Source organism: Pigmentiphaga kullae, from assembly GCF_004216695.1.
GTDB lineage: Bacteria > Pseudomonadota > Gammaproteobacteria > Burkholderiales > Burkholderiaceae_B > Pigmentiphaga > Pigmentiphaga kullae.
In genome coordinates this window covers 540,639-558,099 of the sequence record NZ_SGXC01000003.1, presented here as the reverse complement: position 1 = coordinate 558,099, position 17,461 = coordinate 540,639, and the positions used below count along the sequence as shown (strand labels likewise).

19 protein-coding genes are annotated in these 17,461 nt (G+C 67.5%); 2 read left to right on the top strand and 17 right to left on the bottom strand.

The annotated features are described in order from the left end of the window. Positions 1-26: 26 nt before the first annotated feature. Genes EV675_RS25425 through EV675_RS25410 form a run of 4 tightly spaced genes read right to left on the bottom strand, consistent with a single transcriptional unit; the run spans position 27 to position 3,255 of the window. Entirely contained in the window at positions 27-218 is a 192-nt protein-coding gene (locus EV675_RS25425) for a 2-hydroxymuconate tautomerase (RefSeq protein WP_087840781.1), read from the bottom strand. Positions 219-228: 10 nt separating this feature from the next. Further along, on the bottom strand, positions 229-1,683 hold the full coding sequence (locus EV675_RS25420; RefSeq protein ID WP_130361210.1) for a 2-hydroxymuconic semialdehyde dehydrogenase: 1,455 nt from the start codon (positions 1,681-1,683) through the stop codon (positions 229-231). A 10-nt stretch (positions 1,684-1,693) separates the two neighbouring features. Next, positions 1,694-2,395: a class II aldolase/adducin family protein gene (locus EV675_RS25415; protein ID WP_207222051.1), complete on the bottom strand. Its 702-nt coding sequence runs from the start codon at positions 2,393-2,395 to the stop codon at positions 1,694-1,696. Continuing rightward, positions 2,392-3,255 carry a VOC family protein gene (locus EV675_RS25410; RefSeq protein ID WP_087840783.1) on the bottom strand — a complete coding sequence of 288 codons (864 nt, stop codon included), beginning with the start codon at positions 3,253-3,255 and terminating at the stop codon, positions 2,392-2,394. Before EV675_RS25410 ends, EV675_RS25415 begins: the two co-directional genes overlap by 4 nt. A gap of 204 nt (positions 3,256-3,459) precedes the next feature. On the opposite strand from EV675_RS25410, the gene EV675_RS25405 reads away from it, so the two are divergent. Continuing rightward, positions 3,460-4,191, top strand: a complete 732-nt coding sequence (locus tag EV675_RS25405; protein ID WP_242621595.1) for a GntR family transcriptional regulator — start codon at positions 3,460-3,462, stop codon at positions 4,189-4,191. A 398-nt stretch (positions 4,192-4,589) separates the two neighbouring features. On the opposite strand, the gene EV675_RS25400 is transcribed toward EV675_RS25405, so the two are convergent. The 12 genes from EV675_RS25400 to EV675_RS25345 form a co-directional block, all read right to left on the bottom strand. After that, positions 4,590-5,546 carry a PDR/VanB family oxidoreductase gene (locus tag EV675_RS25400; protein ID WP_130361208.1) on the bottom strand — a complete coding sequence of 319 codons (957 nt, stop codon included), beginning with the start codon at positions 5,544-5,546 and terminating at the stop codon, positions 4,590-4,592. 20 nt (positions 5,547-5,566) lie between these two features. Next, complete coding sequence (locus EV675_RS25395) at positions 5,567-5,986, bottom strand: RidA family protein (protein WP_242621594.1); 420 nt, start codon at positions 5,984-5,986, stop codon at positions 5,567-5,569. Continuing rightward, a complete protein-coding gene (locus tag EV675_RS25390; protein WP_130361206.1) occupies positions 5,983-7,002 on the bottom strand; it encodes an aromatic ring-hydroxylating oxygenase subunit alpha in 1,020 nt (339 codons plus the stop codon). The genes EV675_RS25395 and EV675_RS25390 overlap by 4 nt, the downstream gene beginning before the upstream one ends. A 10-nt stretch (positions 7,003-7,012) precedes the next feature. Continuing rightward, entirely contained in the window at positions 7,013-7,240 is a 228-nt protein-coding gene (locus EV675_RS25385; RefSeq protein ID WP_130361934.1) for a recombinase-like helix-turn-helix domain-containing protein, read from the bottom strand. Next, positions 7,240-7,542, bottom strand: a complete 303-nt coding sequence (locus EV675_RS25380; RefSeq protein ID WP_423213243.1) for a hypothetical protein — start codon at positions 7,540-7,542, stop codon at positions 7,240-7,242. The genes EV675_RS25385 and EV675_RS25380 overlap by 1 nt, the downstream gene beginning before the upstream one ends. 30 nt (positions 7,543-7,572) lie before the next feature. After that, the gene (locus EV675_RS25375; RefSeq protein ID WP_130361202.1) at positions 7,573-8,532 is read right to left on the bottom strand and encodes a VOC family protein; all 960 of its coding nucleotides are present in this window, start codon (positions 8,530-8,532) and stop codon (positions 7,573-7,575) included. Positions 8,533-8,546: 14 nt separating this feature from the next. Continuing rightward, the gene (locus EV675_RS25370; protein WP_423213242.1) at positions 8,547-10,025 is read right to left on the bottom strand and encodes an aldehyde dehydrogenase; all 1,479 of its coding nucleotides are present in this window, start codon (positions 10,023-10,025) and stop codon (positions 8,547-8,549) included. Positions 10,026-10,028: 3 nt separating this feature from the next. After that, positions 10,029-11,708, bottom strand: coding sequence for a thiamine pyrophosphate-binding protein (locus EV675_RS25365; protein ID WP_130361200.1), 1,680 nt, complete (start codon positions 11,706-11,708; stop codon positions 10,029-10,031). After that, entirely contained in the window at positions 11,701-12,498 is a 798-nt protein-coding gene (locus EV675_RS25360) for an SDR family oxidoreductase (protein WP_130361198.1), read from the bottom strand. The genes EV675_RS25365 and EV675_RS25360 overlap by 8 nt, the downstream gene beginning before the upstream one ends. After that, positions 12,498-13,340, bottom strand: coding sequence for an IclR family transcriptional regulator (locus EV675_RS25355; protein WP_130361196.1), 843 nt, complete (start codon positions 13,338-13,340; stop codon positions 12,498-12,500). The genes EV675_RS25360 and EV675_RS25355 overlap by 1 nt, the downstream gene beginning before the upstream one ends. A 147-nt stretch (positions 13,341-13,487) precedes the next feature. Continuing rightward, a complete protein-coding gene (locus EV675_RS25350; protein WP_130361194.1) occupies positions 13,488-13,805 on the bottom strand; it encodes a chaperone modulator CbpM in 318 nt (105 codons plus the stop codon). Positions 13,806-13,807: 2 nt separating this feature from the next. Beyond that, positions 13,808-14,737: a DnaJ C-terminal domain-containing protein gene (locus tag EV675_RS25345; protein ID WP_130361192.1), complete on the bottom strand. Its 930-nt coding sequence runs from the start codon at positions 14,735-14,737 to the stop codon at positions 13,808-13,810. A gap of 207 nt (positions 14,738-14,944) precedes the next feature. Between EV675_RS25345 and gluQRS the strand changes: the two genes are divergently transcribed. Continuing rightward, positions 14,945-15,835 carry a tRNA glutamyl-Q(34) synthetase GluQRS gene (gene gluQRS / locus EV675_RS25340; RefSeq protein ID WP_130361190.1) on the top strand — a complete coding sequence of 297 codons (891 nt, stop codon included), beginning with the start codon at positions 14,945-14,947 and terminating at the stop codon, positions 15,833-15,835. Positions 15,836-15,877: 42 nt separating this feature from the next. Here the strand turns inward: gluQRS and EV675_RS25335 are convergent, their stop codons facing one another. Further along, on the bottom strand, positions 15,878-17,293 hold the full coding sequence (locus EV675_RS25335; protein ID WP_130361188.1) for a DEAD/DEAH box helicase: 1,416 nt from the start codon (positions 17,291-17,293) through the stop codon (positions 15,878-15,880). Positions 17,294-17,461 lie beyond the last annotated feature (168 nt).

Here is a 17,461-nt window from a genome sequence, read left to right as displayed (position 1 = left end):
CTCCTTCGTCGGGAAATGGCGGGAAATCAGCGCCCCAGCGCCTTGGCGGTCTTGCCGCCGATCCCGAAATTCGTCTTGGGCACTTCGACCAGCACCACGCGCACGGACTCGCGGGGAGCGCCGATGGCGCGGTGCGTGGCTTCGGTCAGTTCCTCGATCAGGGCCGCACGCTGTTCGTCGGTGCGGCCCTCCATCATTTGCACCTGGATGAGGGGCATGGCGCGCTCCTTACAGTTTCACGCAGACGTTGCGCAGTTCGGTGTAGAACTCCAGCGAGTGCACTCCGCCCTCGCGGCCGATGCCCGATTGCTTGGCGCCGCCGAAGGACGTGCGCAGGTCGCGCAGGAACCAGGAGTTCACCCAGCAGATGCCGACGTTCAGCGCCTTGCCCAGGCGGTGGGCGGTGCCCACGTTCTGCGTCCACACCGTGGCGGCCAGGCCGTAGGGCGTGTCGTTGGCCATCTTGATGACCTCTTCCTCGGTATCGAAGGGCGTGATGTGGCAGCAGGGTCCGAAGATCTCTTCGCGGATCACGGCCGCGGTCTGGGGCAGGCCGGTCCAGATCGTGGGTTGTACCCAGGCGCCCTCGGCCATCTTGCCGGGCATGTCGGGCACGCCGCCGCCGGTCACGATGGTGGCGCCTTCCTCGCGGGCCTTGGCGTAGTAGCTCAGGACCTTCTCGCGATGCACCTGCGAAACCAGCGGACCGAAGTTGGTGGCGTGGTCGTGCGGGTCGCCCAGCTTGAACGCTTCGGCCTTGGCCTTGAGCGCGGCGACGAACTTCTCGAAGATGGGGCGCTGCACGTAGACGCGCTCCGTGCCCAGGCACACCTGGCCGCTGTTCTCGAAGGACGAGCGGGCGATGCCGGCCACGGCCTTGTCGAAATCGGCGTCGGCGAAGACGATGCCGGGATTCTTGCCGCCCAGCTCGAACGACACCGGACGCACGCCCTTGGCGGCGGCCTGCATGATGGCCTCGCCGGTGCGGGTCTCGCCGGTGAAGGTGATACCGTCGACATCGGGATGGCGGGTCAGGAATTCGCCGGCCGAATCCGGGCCGAAGCCGTGGACCACGTTGTAGACGCCGGGCGGCACGCCCACTTCGTTCATGACCTCGCCCAGCAGCGTGGCGGTGGCGGGCGTCTCTTCCGAAGGCTTGACCACGACGGTGTTGCCGCAGGCCAGCGCCGGACCGACCTTCCAGGTCATCAGCAGCAGCGGCAGGTTCCACGGGCAGACCACGCCGATCACGCCGCGCGGCACGCGCACCGCGTAGTTCAGCGCAAAGCCGTTGTCGGGGGTTTCCATGTCGAAGCTTTCGCCCGGCACGTTGCGGATCAGGTCGGCGAAGACCTTGAAGTTGGCGGCGCCGCGCGGGATGTCCACGTGGCTGGCCAGCACGTGCGGCTTGCCGGTGTCGGCCATCTCGGCCGCCAGGAAGTCGTCGAAGCGGCGGTTGATGCCGTCGGCGATGGCATGCAGCATCTCCACGCGCTGCTGCACCTTCATCGTCGCCCACGGACCGGACAGCGCCGCCCGGGCCGCGCGCACGGCGGCATCGACCTCGGCCTGGCCGGCTTCATGCACCGGGCCGATCAGGCTGTTGTCGACGGGATTGCGGTTCTCGAAGGTCTTGCCGGTGGCGACCCACTGGCCATTGATGAAATTCTTGAATTCGTTCATGGATATACCTTTAGATGACATCGGCAAATTCGGGATCCCCGTCGCACAGGTATTCCCACATGCGTTCGAAGATGCGGCCGGCGCCGGTCGCGCGGCGGGCGGCCTCGTCCGGCGACAGCGTCGGACCGTCGGCCAGGCCCGCCGCGCGCAGTTGCAGCTCGATGCGCGCGGCGTCCTCGAGGTACCAGTTCAGCACCACGGCCTGCTCGATGCTGGCTGCGGCCACCACCGCGCCATTGCCGCGCATGACCACGGCCGCGGCGGCGCCCAGCTTCGCGGCCACGCCGGCGGCCTGCTCGTCGGTGCGGATCAGTTGGGGGTCGTCCCAGAGCGGCACGGCGGGCGAGAAATACGACCCCATGCCATGGCGCGGCGCCGGCGTCACGCGCGCGGACGACAGCGTCATCACGTCGCGCGGCATGCTGCGGATCACCGCCCCGACCTCGGGACGCAGGCGATAGATGTGCTGGTGGATGCGGACTTCGCCCAGCACGCCCTCGGGCAGTTCGCCGTTCACCGGCACCACGGTGCCGGCTTCATGCGGGCCGATCATGCCCATGGGCTTGGCGGCGCAGACCAGGAAACGGTCGGCGTCCAGCCGCAGGCTGCAATGCCCGTAGGCGTGGACGAGATTGGCGCGCGCCAGGGCGCGCGCGGCCGCCCGCACCAGGCTCTGCTGCCGGGCGGTCGGTGCGTGGTCGTGCTGGCTCAAGTCTTGAACTCCGGAATATCGGGTTTGGATCCCCACATGCAGAACGACGACGGGATGGCCGGGAAGGTGCGGGGACGGTAGGTCTTCTCGTCCTCTTCCGTGATCAGGCGCACGCCCGTCGAGTATTCGTAGATCATGCCGTCCGGTCCCTCGAAATACAGGAACATCGCGCCCGAGGTCGGATGGCGGCCGGGACCGAAGCGGATGGGAATGCGCTTCTCCAGCAGGATGTAGTAGGCCCGCATCACGTCGTCGATGCTCTCGACCTGATGGTTGATGTGCTGCACGCCCGGGTAGCTGGACGGGAACAGCGCGATCTTGTGATGCACTTCGTCGATGCGCAGCAGGGGCGCTTCGCCGATGCGGTCGCTGACCTTGGCGCTGAGCAACTGGGTCCAGAAGGCTTCGTCGCGGCGGGGATTCAGAGTGCGCAGGCCGATGTGGCTGAAGCCCGTGATGCCCGCGTCGCGCGACGGGAAATAGCGGCGGCCGCTGTGGTGCGGCGCATGGACCAGGTCGACGCTGTTGCCCGACGGATCCTTGAAATTGATGAAGTCGCGCACATGGCGCTTCTCGGCTTCCTCGACGCTGCCGCGGGTGGCCGCGTAGCCGGACTGCTCCAGCAGCACCATGGCCTGGTCCAGTTCCTCGGGCGTGTCGACCTCGAAGGCCGAGGTGTGGTCGCGCGGGTCGCCTTCGAAGTAGCAGAGCGTGTGGTCGCGGCTGTCGGACTTCAGGTAGACCGCCTTGCCGACGCGACGGGCCACTTCCAGGCCCAGGACTTCGGTCGCGTAGCGCACCGAGCCTTCCAGGTCGGGCGTGCCCAGCCGCACGTAGCGGATGTCGTGTAGATGAATCACCGGTGTCTCCAGCTGGGGGCGAGGGAGGCCCCTGCCCTTTCGTAGACGGACACGATACGCCACAAAATATCGGTTGGAAATATTTTTATCGAGATTTTATGGATTTCCCTAATACCCGGGGATTTCGTCGAGAATCGACTAGAATCTAGCCATCGCTCATGAGAGGGGGCACCCAGCCGCCCGAGACGCATGCCCGGAATCCCATTGGAACTACCGCCCCTGGCCCACGCCGCCGCCCCCACCACGCTTGTGGGCACGGCCTATGCCGCCCTGCGGCGCGACATCATCGAAGGCAAGCTTGCGCCCGGCTCGCGCCTGCGCGTGGAGCACCTGAAGGATTCCTATGGGGTCGGCGCCGGCACGCTGCGCGAGGCGCTGTCGCTGCTGGTGTCGGACGCGCTGGTGGTGTCCCACGGCCAGCGCGGCTTCCACGTCACGCCCATCTCGATGGAAGACTTCCTGGACATCACCCGCAATCGCATCCTGCTGGAATGCGAGGCCCTGCGGCAGGCCATCCAGGCCGGCGACGACGTCTGGGAAAGCCGCATCATCGCCGCCTTCCACCGCCTGAGCCGGGCTGAGGAACGGCTGGCCACCAATCCCGTCAACCGCTTCGACGAATGGGAAGACCGCAACCGCGAGTTCCACCAGGCGCTGATCAGCGCCTGTACGTCGCGCTGGATGCACCACTTCCTGGGCATCCTGTACCAGCAGGCCGAGCGCTACCGGCGGCTGGTCGTCACCCGCAAGCCGATTCCGCGCGACGTGCACGACGAACACCGGAACATCCTGGAGGCCTCGCTGGCCCGGGATGGCGAGCGCGCCGGCCAGTTGCTGTCCGAGCACATCAGCACGACCTACGAGGCGGTCAAGCACCTGCCGGCGGACCTGTTCACGAACGTCACGCCCATCGCCGACGGCGCGGCGGCGCCGTAGGGCGCCGCCCGGGGACTTTGCCCTCCCCCGTATTACGCCTGCCTATCAAACGGACATAAAAAAGGCGGTGCCCAAAGACACCGCCCGACTCCCGCCCCCTCTCGGACCCAGGATGCGGGTGGATCCGGCTCCGCCGGTCGGGGAAACCCACCCCCAAGCGGCCTTCGGCCGCTCCCCCTCAAGGGGCGGCACTAGCGGACCGGCAAAGCCGGATCCGCGGCGCCCTGGGTCTAGTACCCGTTTCTTGGTACGCCACACCGTTGCTACCGCTGGCAGCCAGCGATAGCAACCGTGCTACGACCGAAGATGGTCCCACTAGACCCAGGATGCGGTGGATCCGGCTCCGCCGGTCCGCCCGCATCGCCCCCTGGGGGGCGCGCGTCAGCGCGTAGGGGGGGTCAAATATCCAACACCAGCTTGGCGCCCTTGCAACCCGACACGCAGACCATCATGGTCTTGTTCGACTCGCGTTCGCGCTCGGTCAGCACCGAATCCCGATGGTCGGGCGTGCCTTCCAGCACGGCGGTCTCGCACGCGCCGCACACGCCTTCGCGGCAGCTGTAGTCGGCATCGATGCCCGCTTCCAGCAGCGCGTCAAGCAGCGCCATGCCGGCCGGCACGTCGATGGTCTTGCCCGACTTGGCCAGTTCGACCTGGTAGCTGCCTTCCTGTGCGGCCGTGACTTCGCCGGCGGCGGCGAAGCGCTCGATGTGCACGTTCTGGTAGCCCAGTTCCTTGCAGGCCGCCTCGAAGGCATCCAGCATGGGCGTCGGCCCACAGCAGTAGAAATGCGTGTCGGCCGGATGGCCGGCCAGCAGCTCGCGCAGATTGGGCGGACAACCCGCTTCATCGTCGAAGCGCGTGGTGACCTGGCCGCCCGAGGCCACCAGTTCGTCGACGAAGGCCGCTTCGGTCTTCGTGCGGGCGCAGTAGAGCAGTTCCACCGGATTGGCAATCGCGCGCAACCGGTTGTACATGCAGAAGATGGGCGTCACGCCGATGCCGCCGGCCAGCAGCACCGACTTGGCCGCCGACTCGTCCAGCTCGAAGTTGTTGCGCGGCGGCGCGATCTTGATGGTCGAGCCCACCCGCAGCTGTTCGTGCACGAAGCGCGAACCGCCGCGGCTGTTACGGTCGTTCAGCACGCCCACCACGTAGCGATGCCGCTCTTCCGGCGAGTTGAACAGCGAATAGCTGCGCACCAGGCCGTTGGGCAGATGCAGGTCGATGTGCGAGCCCGCGGCGAAGGCAGGCAGTTCCTCGCCCGTGGGCGAGCGGAACTCCACGCTGATGATGCCCTGCGCTTCGAGGCGGATGGTGTGAACCAGTACCGTAAGGAGTGAGCTGCTGTTCATGAAAGGGTCGAAAAAAACGGTTATGCGTCGGCACGCAGGGCGATGTCGAGCCGCGCGAACGCATCGATCTCCACGGTCAGACCGGGAAAAACGAGGCCGCGCACCTCGACCAACGTGGAACACGGATAAGGCGACTGGAAGAACTCCTTGCGGGCCCTTCCGACTTCGTCCTTGTCCTGGATGTTCGTCACGTAAATCACCAGTTTATAAATATTTTGCACCCCTCCGCCAGCGGCCTCGACCAAAGCTCGGATTTTGCCTAGCACAATCAGGGTTTGTTCGTAGGTGCCGAGGGGCGACGCGGCCGTCGATTCGGGGTTGGCCGTCATGCCCGACATGGCGATTTCATTGCCCAGGACCAGGCAATTGGACCACGTGGCGGTCTCGCGCTCGGGCACCGAGGGCGCGATGACGCGGCGCGCCGCCGCGTCGCGGCTCACGCCGTCTTCCCTTTCAGTTGCTCGAACTGCTCGGTCGCCAGGTTGCGCAGGTGGCGGCGCAGGCGGACCAGGCCGATGTCGTGCTGGTACAGGTTTTCGCGCTGGTTGGCGTCGGGTTCCATGACTTCCAGCACTTCGCGGTCCTGCTCCAGCACCGCCCAGTGGCGCGCTTCCAGCCGGTTGCGGTACAGGAACTGCCATGCGTGGCGCTGCCAGCCCGAGACCTTGCGGCAGCGCCAGTGGAACACGGCGGCCAGGTTCTCGGAGATGGGGGTGTAGGTGCCGACGATGGCGAAGCTGCCGCCGGGACCGCCGGTGGACGGATACGGGATCTCGAGCCGCAGCCAGTGCAGGCCGGTGTTGGCCCACTCGGTCCAGTCGAAGTTCACGCCGCGCTGGCCCTTCTTTTCGAACACGAAGCCGTGCTCGGTGTCGCGCACGCCGAACTCGGCCACCGAGGAACCCTCGGCCATCGAGTGCGACTGCTTGTGCAGGTAGGTCCCGTGCATCGGGTCCATGACGTTGTCGATGACGTAGCGGTAGTCGCCGCGCCATTCGGTGTAGCACAGGAAGGCGGCGTACTCGTCCGAGACCAGTTCTTCGGGCAGCGTGAAGTCGGGCGCCTGGTCCACGTTGGTGGCCGAGTTGTACAGGAACACCGCGCCGTTGCGCTCGACCACGTGGAAGGAACGCGCGGCGCGCTTGCCTTCCAGGCTGCAGCCGGGGCTGCCCGGCACGTTGGTCACCACGCCGTCGGCGCGCACCTGCACGCCGTGGTAGCCGCAGGCGATGCGGTCGCCCAGCAGGATGCCGCGCGACAGCGGCGCGCCGCGGTGCGGGCAATGGTCTTCCAGCGCGTACAGCTTGCCGGCCTCGTCGCGCCAGAACACCAGCTTCATGCCCAGGCGACGCAGCGACACGGGCTTGTCGGCGATGAAGTTGGACGGACAGATCGCGTACCAGGTGTCTTTCAGGCCGTTCGCGAGCAGGGTGTCGGGGCTATCGATCTTGATCATGGCGGACTCCTCAGGCGGTCTCGGCCAGGCGGGCCAGTTCGGATTGCAGCAGGTCCTCGGTCCAGGGCACGCCGTTGGGCGCCGGAGGACCGGCGTGGTTCAGGTACTCGACGATGGGCGCGAGCTCATGCTTGCCCGCCGCGAAGGCGCGCTCGAGCGAATCGCCCAGCAGGCTTTCCCACTCGGTGGGCGGACGGCGCCGTGCCTGATGCGGGTCCAGATAGCGGTCTTGTTGCATCATTTACCTCCGTTGCGTACGCGTTCGCGGATGCGTTCGCGAACGGGAACAAAGTCATAAGTGGGATAGCACTCGGTGCGGAACACACCCCAGGCCGAGCGCTCGAGTTCGACATTGACCGTGGCCAGCAGATGCGGCGGCACCTCGAGCGTCACGATCTGCCCCAGCCCCATCGCCACGGTCCAGGACACGATCCTCACGCCCTCGGGTGGGAACCGCTCCCACCAGTCGGCTTCCTTCAACTTCGTCTGGACCGCGTCCAGATTGTTCGACTGATCGTGCTTGAGCAGCACGGTCAACATCACATTCGCCGGCTCGGCCATACGTCGCCCCTACTTCTTCTCGGTAAGAAACTTGCCGTCGGGCGCCTTGGCGTTCTTCTGGCGGCGGGTATTGCCGTCCAGGCCGCCATCGATCGCCCATTCGGCGAACACCGTCGGGCCGGGCTCGAAATCGCGGGCTTCCCACTCGGCATCCAGGTAGTCGTCGTCGGCGTAGTACTCGATCAGGCCGCCGCCGGGGAAGTTGAAGTACCAGAAATAGGCCGACGAGATCGGGTGCCGGCCCGGGCCGAGCTGCGTGCTCCAGCCGTCGCGGGCCATCGCCATGCCGCCGCCGAACACCTCGTGGATGTCGCGCACGGCGAACGCCACGTGATTCAGGCCGGCGCGCGGCTGCGGCGGCTGCAGCAGGAACAGGTCGTGATGGCCGCCCTCGGGCGCGCAGCGCAGGAAGGCGCCCTTGCCCGGATAGCGGTCGGAGGCCACGAAACCGAAGTTCTCGGTATAGAACTGCTCGCAGGCCTTCACATCCTTCACGAAGAACACCACATGCCCGACTTCGATAGGGGTGGCGCGCTCGTAGATCGGGCTGCGCTGGTTGCGGCGGGCCTTGGTGCCCCAGGTGTTCATGCCCGGGCTGTCGAGATCGATGTCGATCTTGCGGGTGGTCTGGAAACGCACGGCCAGGCCGTTGGGATCGGTACAACCGACCCGTCCGCCTTCGTTCACGTAGCCCGGCTTGTCCTTCAGGCGAGTGGCGAAACGCTCCAGCACTTCGTCGCTGGACACGCCCCACACCACTTCACGCAGCGTCGGGCCCTCCTCGATCGCCGGCGGCAGGCCCGGGAAATCGGTGGTCTTCACGATCACCCGGCACTTGTTCATCGACTCGAACACCAGCGACTTGTCGGTTTCCTCGGCAAGCGTCAGGCCCCAGTCGGACAGGAACTGCTTGCAGGCGGCCAGATCGTCGGCCCCGTAGGTGATTTCGTCTATACCCAATACGTCCATTTGGCTCTCCTACCTCAATTTGCCCAGGGCAACGGGGTTTCGTTCATGCCCCAGTACATGCCTTTCTGTTCCATGTACTGCAGGATGCCGAGTCGGCCCTTCTCGCGGCCCAGGCCGCTGTCGCGCCAGCCGCCGAACGGCGTGGAGATCGAGAAGAACTTGTAGGTGTTGATCCACACCGTACCGGCCTGCACGGCGCGGCCGACGCGCCAGGCGCGCTTGTAGTCGCGGGTCCAGATGCCGGCCGCCAGCGCGTACACGCTGTCGTTGGCCTGCTCGATCAGGTTCTCTTCGTTGTCGAAGGGCATCGCCACCAGCACCGGCCCGAAGATTTCTTCCTGGCTGATGCGCGCCTGGTTGTTCAGGCCTTCGATGATGGTGGGGCGATAGAAATAGCCCTTGTCGTAGATGCCGCCTTCCGGACGCTGGCCGCCGGTGCGGATGCGGCCGCCTTCGGACACGCCCAGCTCGACGTAGCGCTCGATCGATTCGCGGTGGCGGCCGGTGATGAGCGGGCCCATCTGGGTGCGTTCGTCGGCAGGGTCGCCCACGCGCAGCGCGGCGGCGCGCTGGGTCAGCCGGTCCAGGAACTGCTCATAGATCGACGAGGCGACGAACAGGCGCGAACCGGCGATGCAGGACTCGCCCGACGAACTGAAGATGCCGTACAGCACGCCGTTGACGGCGTGGTCCAGGTCGGCGTCCTCGAACACCATGGTGGGCGACTTGCCGCCCAGCTCCAGCGACACCGGCATCATCTTGTCGGCGGCGATGTGGGCGATGTGCCGGCCGGTGGCCGTGCCGCCGGTGAAGGACACGCGCTTGACCAGCGGATGCTTGGTGATGGCGTCGCCGATGACCGAACCCTTGCCGGGCAGCACGCTGACGATGCCCTTGGGCACGCCGGCTTCCTCGCAGATGGCGGCCAGGTCCAGCGCCATCAGCGGCGTGACCTCGGCGGGCTTGACCACGAGGGCGTTGCCGGCGGCCAGCGCCGGGGCCATCTTCTGGGCCTCGCTGGCGATGGGCGAGTTCCACGGGGTGATGGCGGCCACCACGCCCATGGGGTCGTACACGCTCATGGACAGGTAGTCGCCGCGCGACGGGGTGATCACTTCCTCGAGCGTCTCGCAGGCGGCGGCGAAGAACTGGAAGGTGCCGGCCGCGCTGGCCACCAGCGCGCGCGTCTCGCTGATGGGCTTGCCGTTGTCCAGGCGCTGGCGCTGGGCCAGGTCCTCGGCGCGCTCGCGGATCAGTTGCGCGATCCGGTACAGCACGGCGGCGCGCTCATGCGGCTTGCGCTGGGCCCAGCCGCTGGTGCGAAAGGCCCGGTGCGCGCCCTGGATCGCCTCTTCGACGTCGTCCAGGCTGGCTGCGTTCAGATAGGCCACGGGCTCGCCTGTGGCCGGATAGAGCGTGGCGTAGCGTTCGCCGCCGCCCTCGCGCCAGACGCCGGCGACGCAGATGGGAAGGTTCTTGTCGGAGATCAGCATGGTTCAGGCTCCCGCCTTGTCGGTCGCGGCCTTGACCGGGGGACCCGCGAACTTGGTGTTGAAGCCGCCGACCGACAGCATGTCGATCTCGACGATGAACGGCCCCTTAGCGGCCAACCCCTGCCTGAGCGCGCCTTCCAGCTCGTCCAGGTTGCTGACGCGGGCATGGCCCAGGCCCATGGACTGGGTCAGCAGCGCGTAGTCCGGCGTGTGCAGCTGCACGTAGTGCTTGCGTCCGCCGTAGACCGCGTCCTGGATGTTCTTGATGACGCCGTACGACTGGTCGTTCATCAGGACGATCAGCATGTCGGCCTGCTCCTGCACGGCCGTCGCCAGCTCGCCCAGGTTCAGGATGAAGCCGCCGTCGCCGGCCAGCGTGAAGGTCTTCTTGCCCGAGCCGCTCACGGCCGCGCCCACCGCGGCGCCCACGCCCATGGCCAGGCCCAGCCCGATGCCGCCGCCCAGGGCGTGCACCCCTGCCTTGGAATCATGCAGGCAAGGCAGGCGGTTGCCCCAGATGCTGTTGGACAGCGTGACGTCGCGCACCCAGTTGAAGGACTCGCCCACCACCGATTGCAGGGTATCGATCAGCCGGGTGTACGGGCCGACGTCGTCGCGCAGCTTGGCCATCGCTCCTTGCCTGGCTGACTGGATGTCGTCCAGGAACTTGGGATCGACCGACATCTTGCCTTCCAGGCGATCGGCCAAGCCCTTGAGCGCCAGGGTGGCATCGCCGTTGACGAAGAAATCGGTGGTGTACGCGCGGCCGTCCGCCTGCGAATCGGCGTCGATGCGATAGCGGGTGGCGGGCAGCTTGATCGCGTACTTCAGCGTCTCGTTGCTGCGCAGGCGCGAGCCGACCACCAGTAGCGCGTCCACGGTCTGGTACAGGTTTTCGACCGGCTTGGCGACCGTGAACGAGCCCAGGCAGGCCGGGTCGTTTTCCGGGATCACGCCGCGGCCCTGCGTGCTGGTGATCACGCCGAAGCCCAGCTTGACCAGGCGGCGGACCTGCTCGCCGGCCTGGCGGGCGCCGCCGCCCAGCCACAGCAGCGGGCGCCTGGCCTGGGCCAGGCGGCTGGCCAGCTCGTCCAGCGCGGCCTCGGACGGCACCAGCGCCGCCACGGGCAGCGGGTTCAGGTCGGCGGGTTCGTCGATCAGGGCGGCCTGCACGTCGATGGGGATCTCGATGCTGACCGGACCGGTGGGGGCCGTCATGGCGATCTGCACGGCGCGCTTGACGATGCCGATGGCGGTCTCGGGCGTGCGGATGCGGAAGGCGGCCTTGGACACGGCCTTCAGCATGTCGAGCTGGTGGTTGGCTTCGTGGATGAAACCCAGGTTCTGGTCCAGGTAGGGGCTGTCGATCTGGCCGGTCAGGTGCAGCAGCGGCGTGCCGGCGGTAATGGCCTCGACCATCGAGCCGGCGGCGTTGCCGGCGGCCGTGCCGGTGCTGGTCACGGTCACGCCCAGGCCGCCGGTGGTGCGGGCATAGGCATCGGCCATGTTGGTCGCGCCGGCTTCGCCGCGGGCCATGACGAAGCGGATGTTGCCGCGTTCGCCGAAGGCATCGAGGATGGGCATGTTGTGGATCGAGATGACCCCGAATGCCGCCTTGACGCCGCAGTTCTCCAGGAACTGCGCAATGGCTGCGCCGACGGTGATACGGTTGACATTAGGCATGACGGCAAACCCCTCCGGAAATATCGATATGGCTGCCCGTCGTGTAGGAAGACAAGGGCGTGGCAAGGAAGAAAATGGCCCGCGCGGGCTCTTCGGGACGGCCGAGGCGGCCCAGCGGAATCTGTTTCTCGGCGGCGATGCGGCCCGTCCATTGCTCCCAGGTCAGCGCGCGGTCCTTGCGCTCCTCGTAGCGGCGGCGCCATTGGCCCGACTCCACCAGGCCCAGCAGGATGCCGTTCACGCGGATCTTCTTGGGGGCCAGTTCGAAGGCCAGCGAGCGCACCAGGTTGTGGATGCCGGCGCGCGCGGCCGAAGTGGCCACCATGTGCGGTTCGGGCTGGATGGCCAGCAGCGAGTTCACGCACACGATCGCGGCATCCTCGTTCTGCTCGAGCTGCGGGATGAAGGCGCGGGTCGGGTTGATGACCGAGAAGAACTTCAGTTGGACTTCGTCCAGCCAGGCCGAGTTCTCGGTGCTGGCGAACGTGGACACGCGGCCCTGGCCGGCGTTGTTGACCAGGATGGACGCCGTGCCCAGCTCGCGCTGCACCTGGGCGGCGAAGGCCTCGACCTGCTCGGGCACCAGCACGTCGCAGCGGGCGGCGAGGATGCGGGCGCCGGGAAAGCGGGCCAAGAGGCTGTCCCTGGCCTCGTTGAGCTTGTCTTCGTTGCGGCCGCAGAAGGCGACCGCCGCGCCGGCTTCCAGCAGCAAGCCGACCGTCGCGAGACCGATGCCCGAGGTTCCCCCCGTGACGACGGCGACTTTCCCGTCAAGCTTATACATAGTCATTAGGCAACCATTCCGTTCAGTTTTTCATCGAGACCGTAGGCGGCATCCTGCCCACGGTAGTTGAGCAAAGAAGAAAGTTCGGCGGCGCTTTCGCAGACGCTGCCGGCCAGGCGCTCCAGGCGGCCGGCCTCCAGCGGCACGGCGGGCATCGCCACGCCCAGCGCGGCGGCGATGGCGCCGCCCTGTTCGCGCACCGGCGCAGCCAGGGTCGAGATGCCCGATTCGAAGAAACCTTCGTGCAGCAGGTAGGGCCGCCGGCGATCCTCCACCAGCAGCGCGTGCAACTGCTCCACCGAACGCGGCGTGAACGCGTTGACGACGGGCAGCGAGCCCTGCGGATACAGTTCGCGCAACTCGTCCAGCGACATGTCGGCCATCAGCACCCGGCCCAGCACCGTGGCGTGGGCGGGCAGGCGCGTGCCGACGTTCACCGAACTGGCGAGCGGCGTGTTGGCGGCGGCCTTGGCGACGTAGACGATGTCAGCGCCGTCGCGCACCACCAGGTGACAGGAAAGATTGAACTCGTTGCGCACCCGCTCCAGCAGGGGCGCGCCCAACTGTGTCAGTTCGAGCGAGGCGAGGTATTCGAAGCCCAGGCGCAGCACGGCCATGCCCAGGGAGTAGTCGCGGCCGTTGTCCGCGCGATGCACGAAGCCCATGCGCTCGAGCGTGGCCAGCAGCCGGAACACGGTGGTGCGGGGCACGCCCAGCCGGCGTGCCAGTTCGGGCGCGTTCATGGCGCCCTGCGCCTGGCCGACCTCGCACAGCACGCGCAGGCCTCGCTCCAGGCCCGGAACGACGTACTTGTCCTGCGAGTTTTCCTGAGGGAGTAGCGGGTTCACGGCGCGCGCCAGGGTTCGTTCGAGCAGCTAAGGGGATGGGCACGGATGTCGTTTCAAATATGAACTGACAATCCATACACGGAACAGAACGAAATATAGCCGCTCCGCCTTCCCATCGACACTAGGGTAAACCCGAAATCGTGGCGTTCAGCGGCCCTCGGCGTCCAGGCCCAGCACGCGCAGCCGCGCGCGCAGCCGCCGTATTTCGTTGCTCATGTCGAGGATCAGGGCCGCCGCATCCAGGCTGGCGTCGAAATCGCGCTGCAGGTCGCGCGCCGCCAGCGCCTGCCGCAGCGCGGCGCTGTCGAAGCACCAGTCGGCCGGACGGCCGCTTGCCTCGATGATGCCGACCCGTACCAGTTGCAGCACCCAGGCCTCTTCCGCGCCGCAGGCCCGGGCCAGCTCCCCGGTGCTGAGCGGCTGTTCCTTGCCCACCAATGTGGCGGTGACGGCAACCGTCTTCATCGTCAGTCTCCCAGGTTCCGGCGCGGGTCGAAGGGCACTTCCTGCGCCAGGTGTCTATAGGCCGCCTTCGCCTTCTCGGTGTCGGCGGGCGGCCAGGCGATCTCCAGCACCAGATAGAAATCGCCCGCCGGGTCTCCCGGAATGCCCTTGCCCTTCAGGCGCAGCTTGCGGCCATTGCGCGAATTCGCCGGCACGTTGACCTCGACCGGCCCGTGCGGCGTGGGTGCCCGCACCGTGGCGCCCAGCGCGGCCTCCCAGGGGGCCACCGGCAGGTCCATGTACAGGTCGCGGCCCTCGACCCGATAGCGCGGGTGGGGTTTGATCCGGACTTCGAGGTAGAGGTCGCCGTTCTCGCCGCCGCCCAGGCCCGGCATGCCCTGTCCCGCCAGGCGGATGAACTGCCCTTCGCGGATCCCGGCCGGGATGCGCACGCTCAGCGTGCGGGTTTGCAGCCGCGGCTGCCCGTGCTCGTCGTGGCCGATGGAGCGCAGCGAGATGTCGCGGGTGGCGCCGTGCAGGGCGTCGTCCAGGTCGATCTCGATGGCGGCGTGGTGGTCCTCGCCCCGGGCGCGCATCTGCGCGCCGCCCGGACGATGGCGGGCGCCGAACAGCGACGAGAAGAACTCGCTGAACGCCGCGTCGTCGTTGGGGCTGGCCCCGCGGAACTCGAACCCGCTGTCCCAGTCGGGCGGCGGGCGGAAATCGCCGCCGGGCGAGACGCCGGCCGCCAGGTTGTCGTAGGCGGCTCGTTTCTCGGGATCCTTCAGCACCTGGTAGGCCTCGTTGACGTCGCGCATGCGCTGCTCGGCGTCGGCCTCTTTGCTGACGTCCGGATGGTACTTGCGGGCCAGCTTGCGGTAGGCATGCCGGATGTCGTCGTCCGACGCCCCCTGCTCGACGCCCAAAGTAGCGTAGTAGTCCTTGAACTCCATAGCCGCGGTCTCGCAAAGTAAAGTGCCGCCCCTGCCGGGGGTTACTGTCTTATATGTGGGACACGCCGACCGATTTCAATCGCCCGGGGGCGAAGGAGGACCTTCGTCCGCTTCCAGTCTATCAGGGCGGGCCGTACCGCAGAACCTCGGCGATTTGTGCCGTATCCTTCGAGGACCTCATTCGAACTCAAGGAACGACGCCCTGCCATGCACGCGCCAACGGACTACGTCGGCCGCTTCGCCCCCAGCCCCACCGGCCCCCTGCACCAGGGCTCGCTGGTGGCCGCGCTGGCCAGCCATCTGGACGCCCGCGCCCACGGCGGGCGCTGGCTGGTGCGGGTCGAGGACCTGGACGCGCCGCGGGTCGTGGAAGGCGCCGACCGCGTCATCCTCGATCAGTTGCGGGCGCTGGGCCTGCACTGGGACGGCGAAGTCCTCTACCAATCCTCGCGCCACCAGGCCTACCGCGAGGCCTTCGATAGGCTGCGGCGCCACGGCCTGGTCTATGCGTGCGGCTGCACGCGCAAGGAAATCGCCGATTCCATCCTGAACGCGCGCGGCTACCTGCCGGCCGGCGAACTGCCCTATCCGGGCACCTGCCGCGACGGGCTGCACGGCAAGCCTGCGCGCGCCTGGCGGCTGCGCGTGCCGCCGGGCACCGTGCGCATCGACGACCGGTGGATGGGGGTGATCGACCAGGACGTATCGCACGAGGTGGGCGACTTCGTGCTTTTCCGCGCGGACGGGATGTGGGCCTACCAGTTGGCGGTGGTCGTGGACGATGCCGAACAGGGCATCACCGACGTCGTGCGCGGCCAGGACCTGCTCGGCTCCACGCCCAGGCAGAAAGTCCTGCAGACGCTGCTGGCACTACCGATTCCCCGGCGGATGCACGTCCCGGTGGTGGTCAATGCCGACGGACAGAAACTGTCCAAGCAGACCGGCGCGGCCGCGATCGACACGCGGCAGCCGCTGGCGGCCTTGCAGGCCGCTTGGCGCCACCTGCAATTCGAGCCGCTGCCGGCGGCGGACGTCGCCGCCTTCCTGGCCGAGGCGACGGACCGCTGGGCGCGGCGATGGGAAATACGTCGGGGATGAGGCCGGGGCGCGGCAAACGCCCCGACTGCGGCGCAAGGAAGCTCAGTCCTTCTTGCCGCCGCCCAGCAACACGGCCAGCGGACGCTTGGCGGACGTGCGGGGCGGTACGGGAGGCGCCTCGGTGCGGGCCGGCTCGGCGCCGGTCGCGGGCACGTAGGGACGGAAGAAGAAATCGTCGACGGGCTTGGCCGGCAGCTCGTAGCGGTGGCGCTCGCCGCGCTCTCCACGTTCGCCGCGTGCGCCATGGCTGCGGACCGGCCGTTCGCGTTCGCCGCGCGACGATGCCAGCAGCGACGCCGGCAGGTCCAGCTGGCCGCGCGGGATCTCGCGCTTGATCAGCTTCTCGACGTCGAGCAGGAAGCGCTCTTCCTCGGGCGCGAACAGCGCGATAGCCTCGCCCGTCGCGCCGGCACGGCCGGTGCGTCCGATGCGGTGCACGTAGTCCTCGGCGTTGTAGGGCAGGTCGTAGTTGATCACGCAGGGCACGCCGGCCACGTCCAGGCCGCGGGCCGCGACGTCGGTCGCCACCAGCACTTCCAGCTCGCCGGCCTTGAAGGCCTCGAGCGCCTTCATGCGATCGGCCTGGGTCTTGTCGCCGTGGATGGATTCGGCGCGCACGCCGTCGCGCTCCAGTTGCCGCGCCAGGCGGGCGGTGCCGATCTTGGTGTTCGAGAACACGATGACCTGCTTCAGGCCGCGCGACTTGACCAGGTGCACGACCGCGGCGCGCTTGGCGTCGCCGCTCAGCTTGTAGGCGATCTGGCTGACGGTGTCGGCCGTGGCGTTGCGCGCCGCGACCTCGATCTCGACCGGCTGCGTCAGGTACGAGCGCGCCAGCTTGCGGATCTCGTTGCTGAAGGTGGCCGAGAACAGCAGGGTCTGGCGCTGCTGCGGCAGCAGCCGGATGATGCGCTCGAGATCCGGCAGGAAGCCCATGTCGAGCATCCGGTCGGCCTCGTCCAGCACCAGCATGCCGACCTGGCCCAGGTTGATGGTCTTCTGTTCGACGTGGTCGAGCAGGCGCCCCGGCGTCGCGATCAGCACCTCGCAGCCGCGCCGCACTTCTTCCTTCTGGGGGCCGATGTCGACCCCGCCGAAGACCACGGCCGCGCGCAGGGGCGTGAACTGGCTGTAGCGCTTGACGTTGTCGGCCACCTGGTCGGCCAATTCGCGCGTGGGCGTGAGGATCAGCGCGCGGACGGGATGCCGTGCCGGCGATGCGCTGTTATTGGCCAAGGGCATGAGCCGATGGAGGATGGGGAGGGTGAAAGCCGCGGTCTTTCCGGTTCCGGTTTGCGCTGCGCCCATTACGTCGCGGCCGCTGGTGACGACCGGGATTGCTTGCGCCTGGATAGGCGTCGGAATGGTGTACCCGGTGGCGACGACCGCCTTGAGTATGTCGGGGTGCAGGCCGAAATCGGCAAAAGAACTGGGCCCTGATGCCGCTGTATCTGTCATGGTGGGGGACCACCAATGCCGCAACACGATGATGCGTATCAATAGTCCAGAAAAATCAAAGACTTAGATTTTACCTCAAAAGCCAGCCTGTCAACCAGAAGGAAAAACCGGCGGCGAACCGGACCGCGTCCCCCGGCCACCATGCTGTAATGGCGGCATCGCCACCCT

Bases quoted from the DNA above. Each gene is read 5' to 3' on its own strand.
- EV675_RS25370 (WP_423213242.1), bottom strand. From the start codon at position 10,025: ATGCTGATCTCCGACAAGAACCTTCCCATCTGCGTCGCCGGCGTCTGG.
- EV675_RS25345 (WP_130361192.1), bottom strand. From the start codon at position 14,737: ATGGAGTTCAAGGACTACTACGCTACTTTGGGCGTCGAGCAGGGGGCG.
- EV675_RS25385 (WP_130361934.1), bottom strand. From the start codon at position 7,240: ATGCAACAAGACCGCTATCTGGACCCGCATCAGGCACGGCGCCGTCCG.
- EV675_RS25380 (WP_423213243.1), bottom strand. From the start codon at position 7,542: ATGTTGACCGTGCTGCTCAAGCACGATCAGTCGAACAATCTGGACGCG.
- EV675_RS25400 (WP_130361208.1), bottom strand. From the start codon at position 5,546: ATGAACAGCAGCTCACTCCTTACGGTACTGGTTCACACCATCCGCCTC.
- EV675_RS25390 (WP_130361206.1), bottom strand. From the start codon at position 7,002: ATGATCAAGATCGATAGCCCCGACACCCTGCTCGCGAACGGCCTGAAA.
- EV675_RS25335 (WP_130361188.1), bottom strand. From the start codon at position 17,293: ATGACAGATACAGCGGCATCAGGGCCCAGTTCTTTTGCCGATTTCGGC.
- EV675_RS25375 (WP_130361202.1), bottom strand. From the start codon at position 8,532: ATGGACGTATTGGGTATAGACGAAATCACCTACGGGGCCGACGATCTG.
- EV675_RS25350 (WP_130361194.1), bottom strand. From the start codon at position 13,805: ATGAAGACGGTTGCCGTCACCGCCACATTGGTGGGCAAGGAACAGCCG.
- EV675_RS25420 (WP_130361210.1), bottom strand. From the start codon at position 1,683: ATGAACGAATTCAAGAATTTCATCAATGGCCAGTGGGTCGCCACCGGC.
- EV675_RS25360 (WP_130361198.1), bottom strand. From the start codon at position 12,498: ATGACTATGTATAAGCTTGACGGGAAAGTCGCCGTCGTCACGGGGGGA.
- gluQRS (WP_130361190.1), top strand. From the start codon at position 14,945: ATGCACGCGCCAACGGACTACGTCGGCCGCTTCGCCCCCAGCCCCACC.
- EV675_RS25365 (WP_130361200.1), bottom strand. From the start codon at position 11,708: ATGCCTAATGTCAACCGTATCACCGTCGGCGCAGCCATTGCGCAGTTC.
- EV675_RS25425 (WP_087840781.1), bottom strand. From the start codon at position 218: ATGCCCCTCATCCAGGTGCAAATGATGGAGGGCCGCACCGACGAACAG.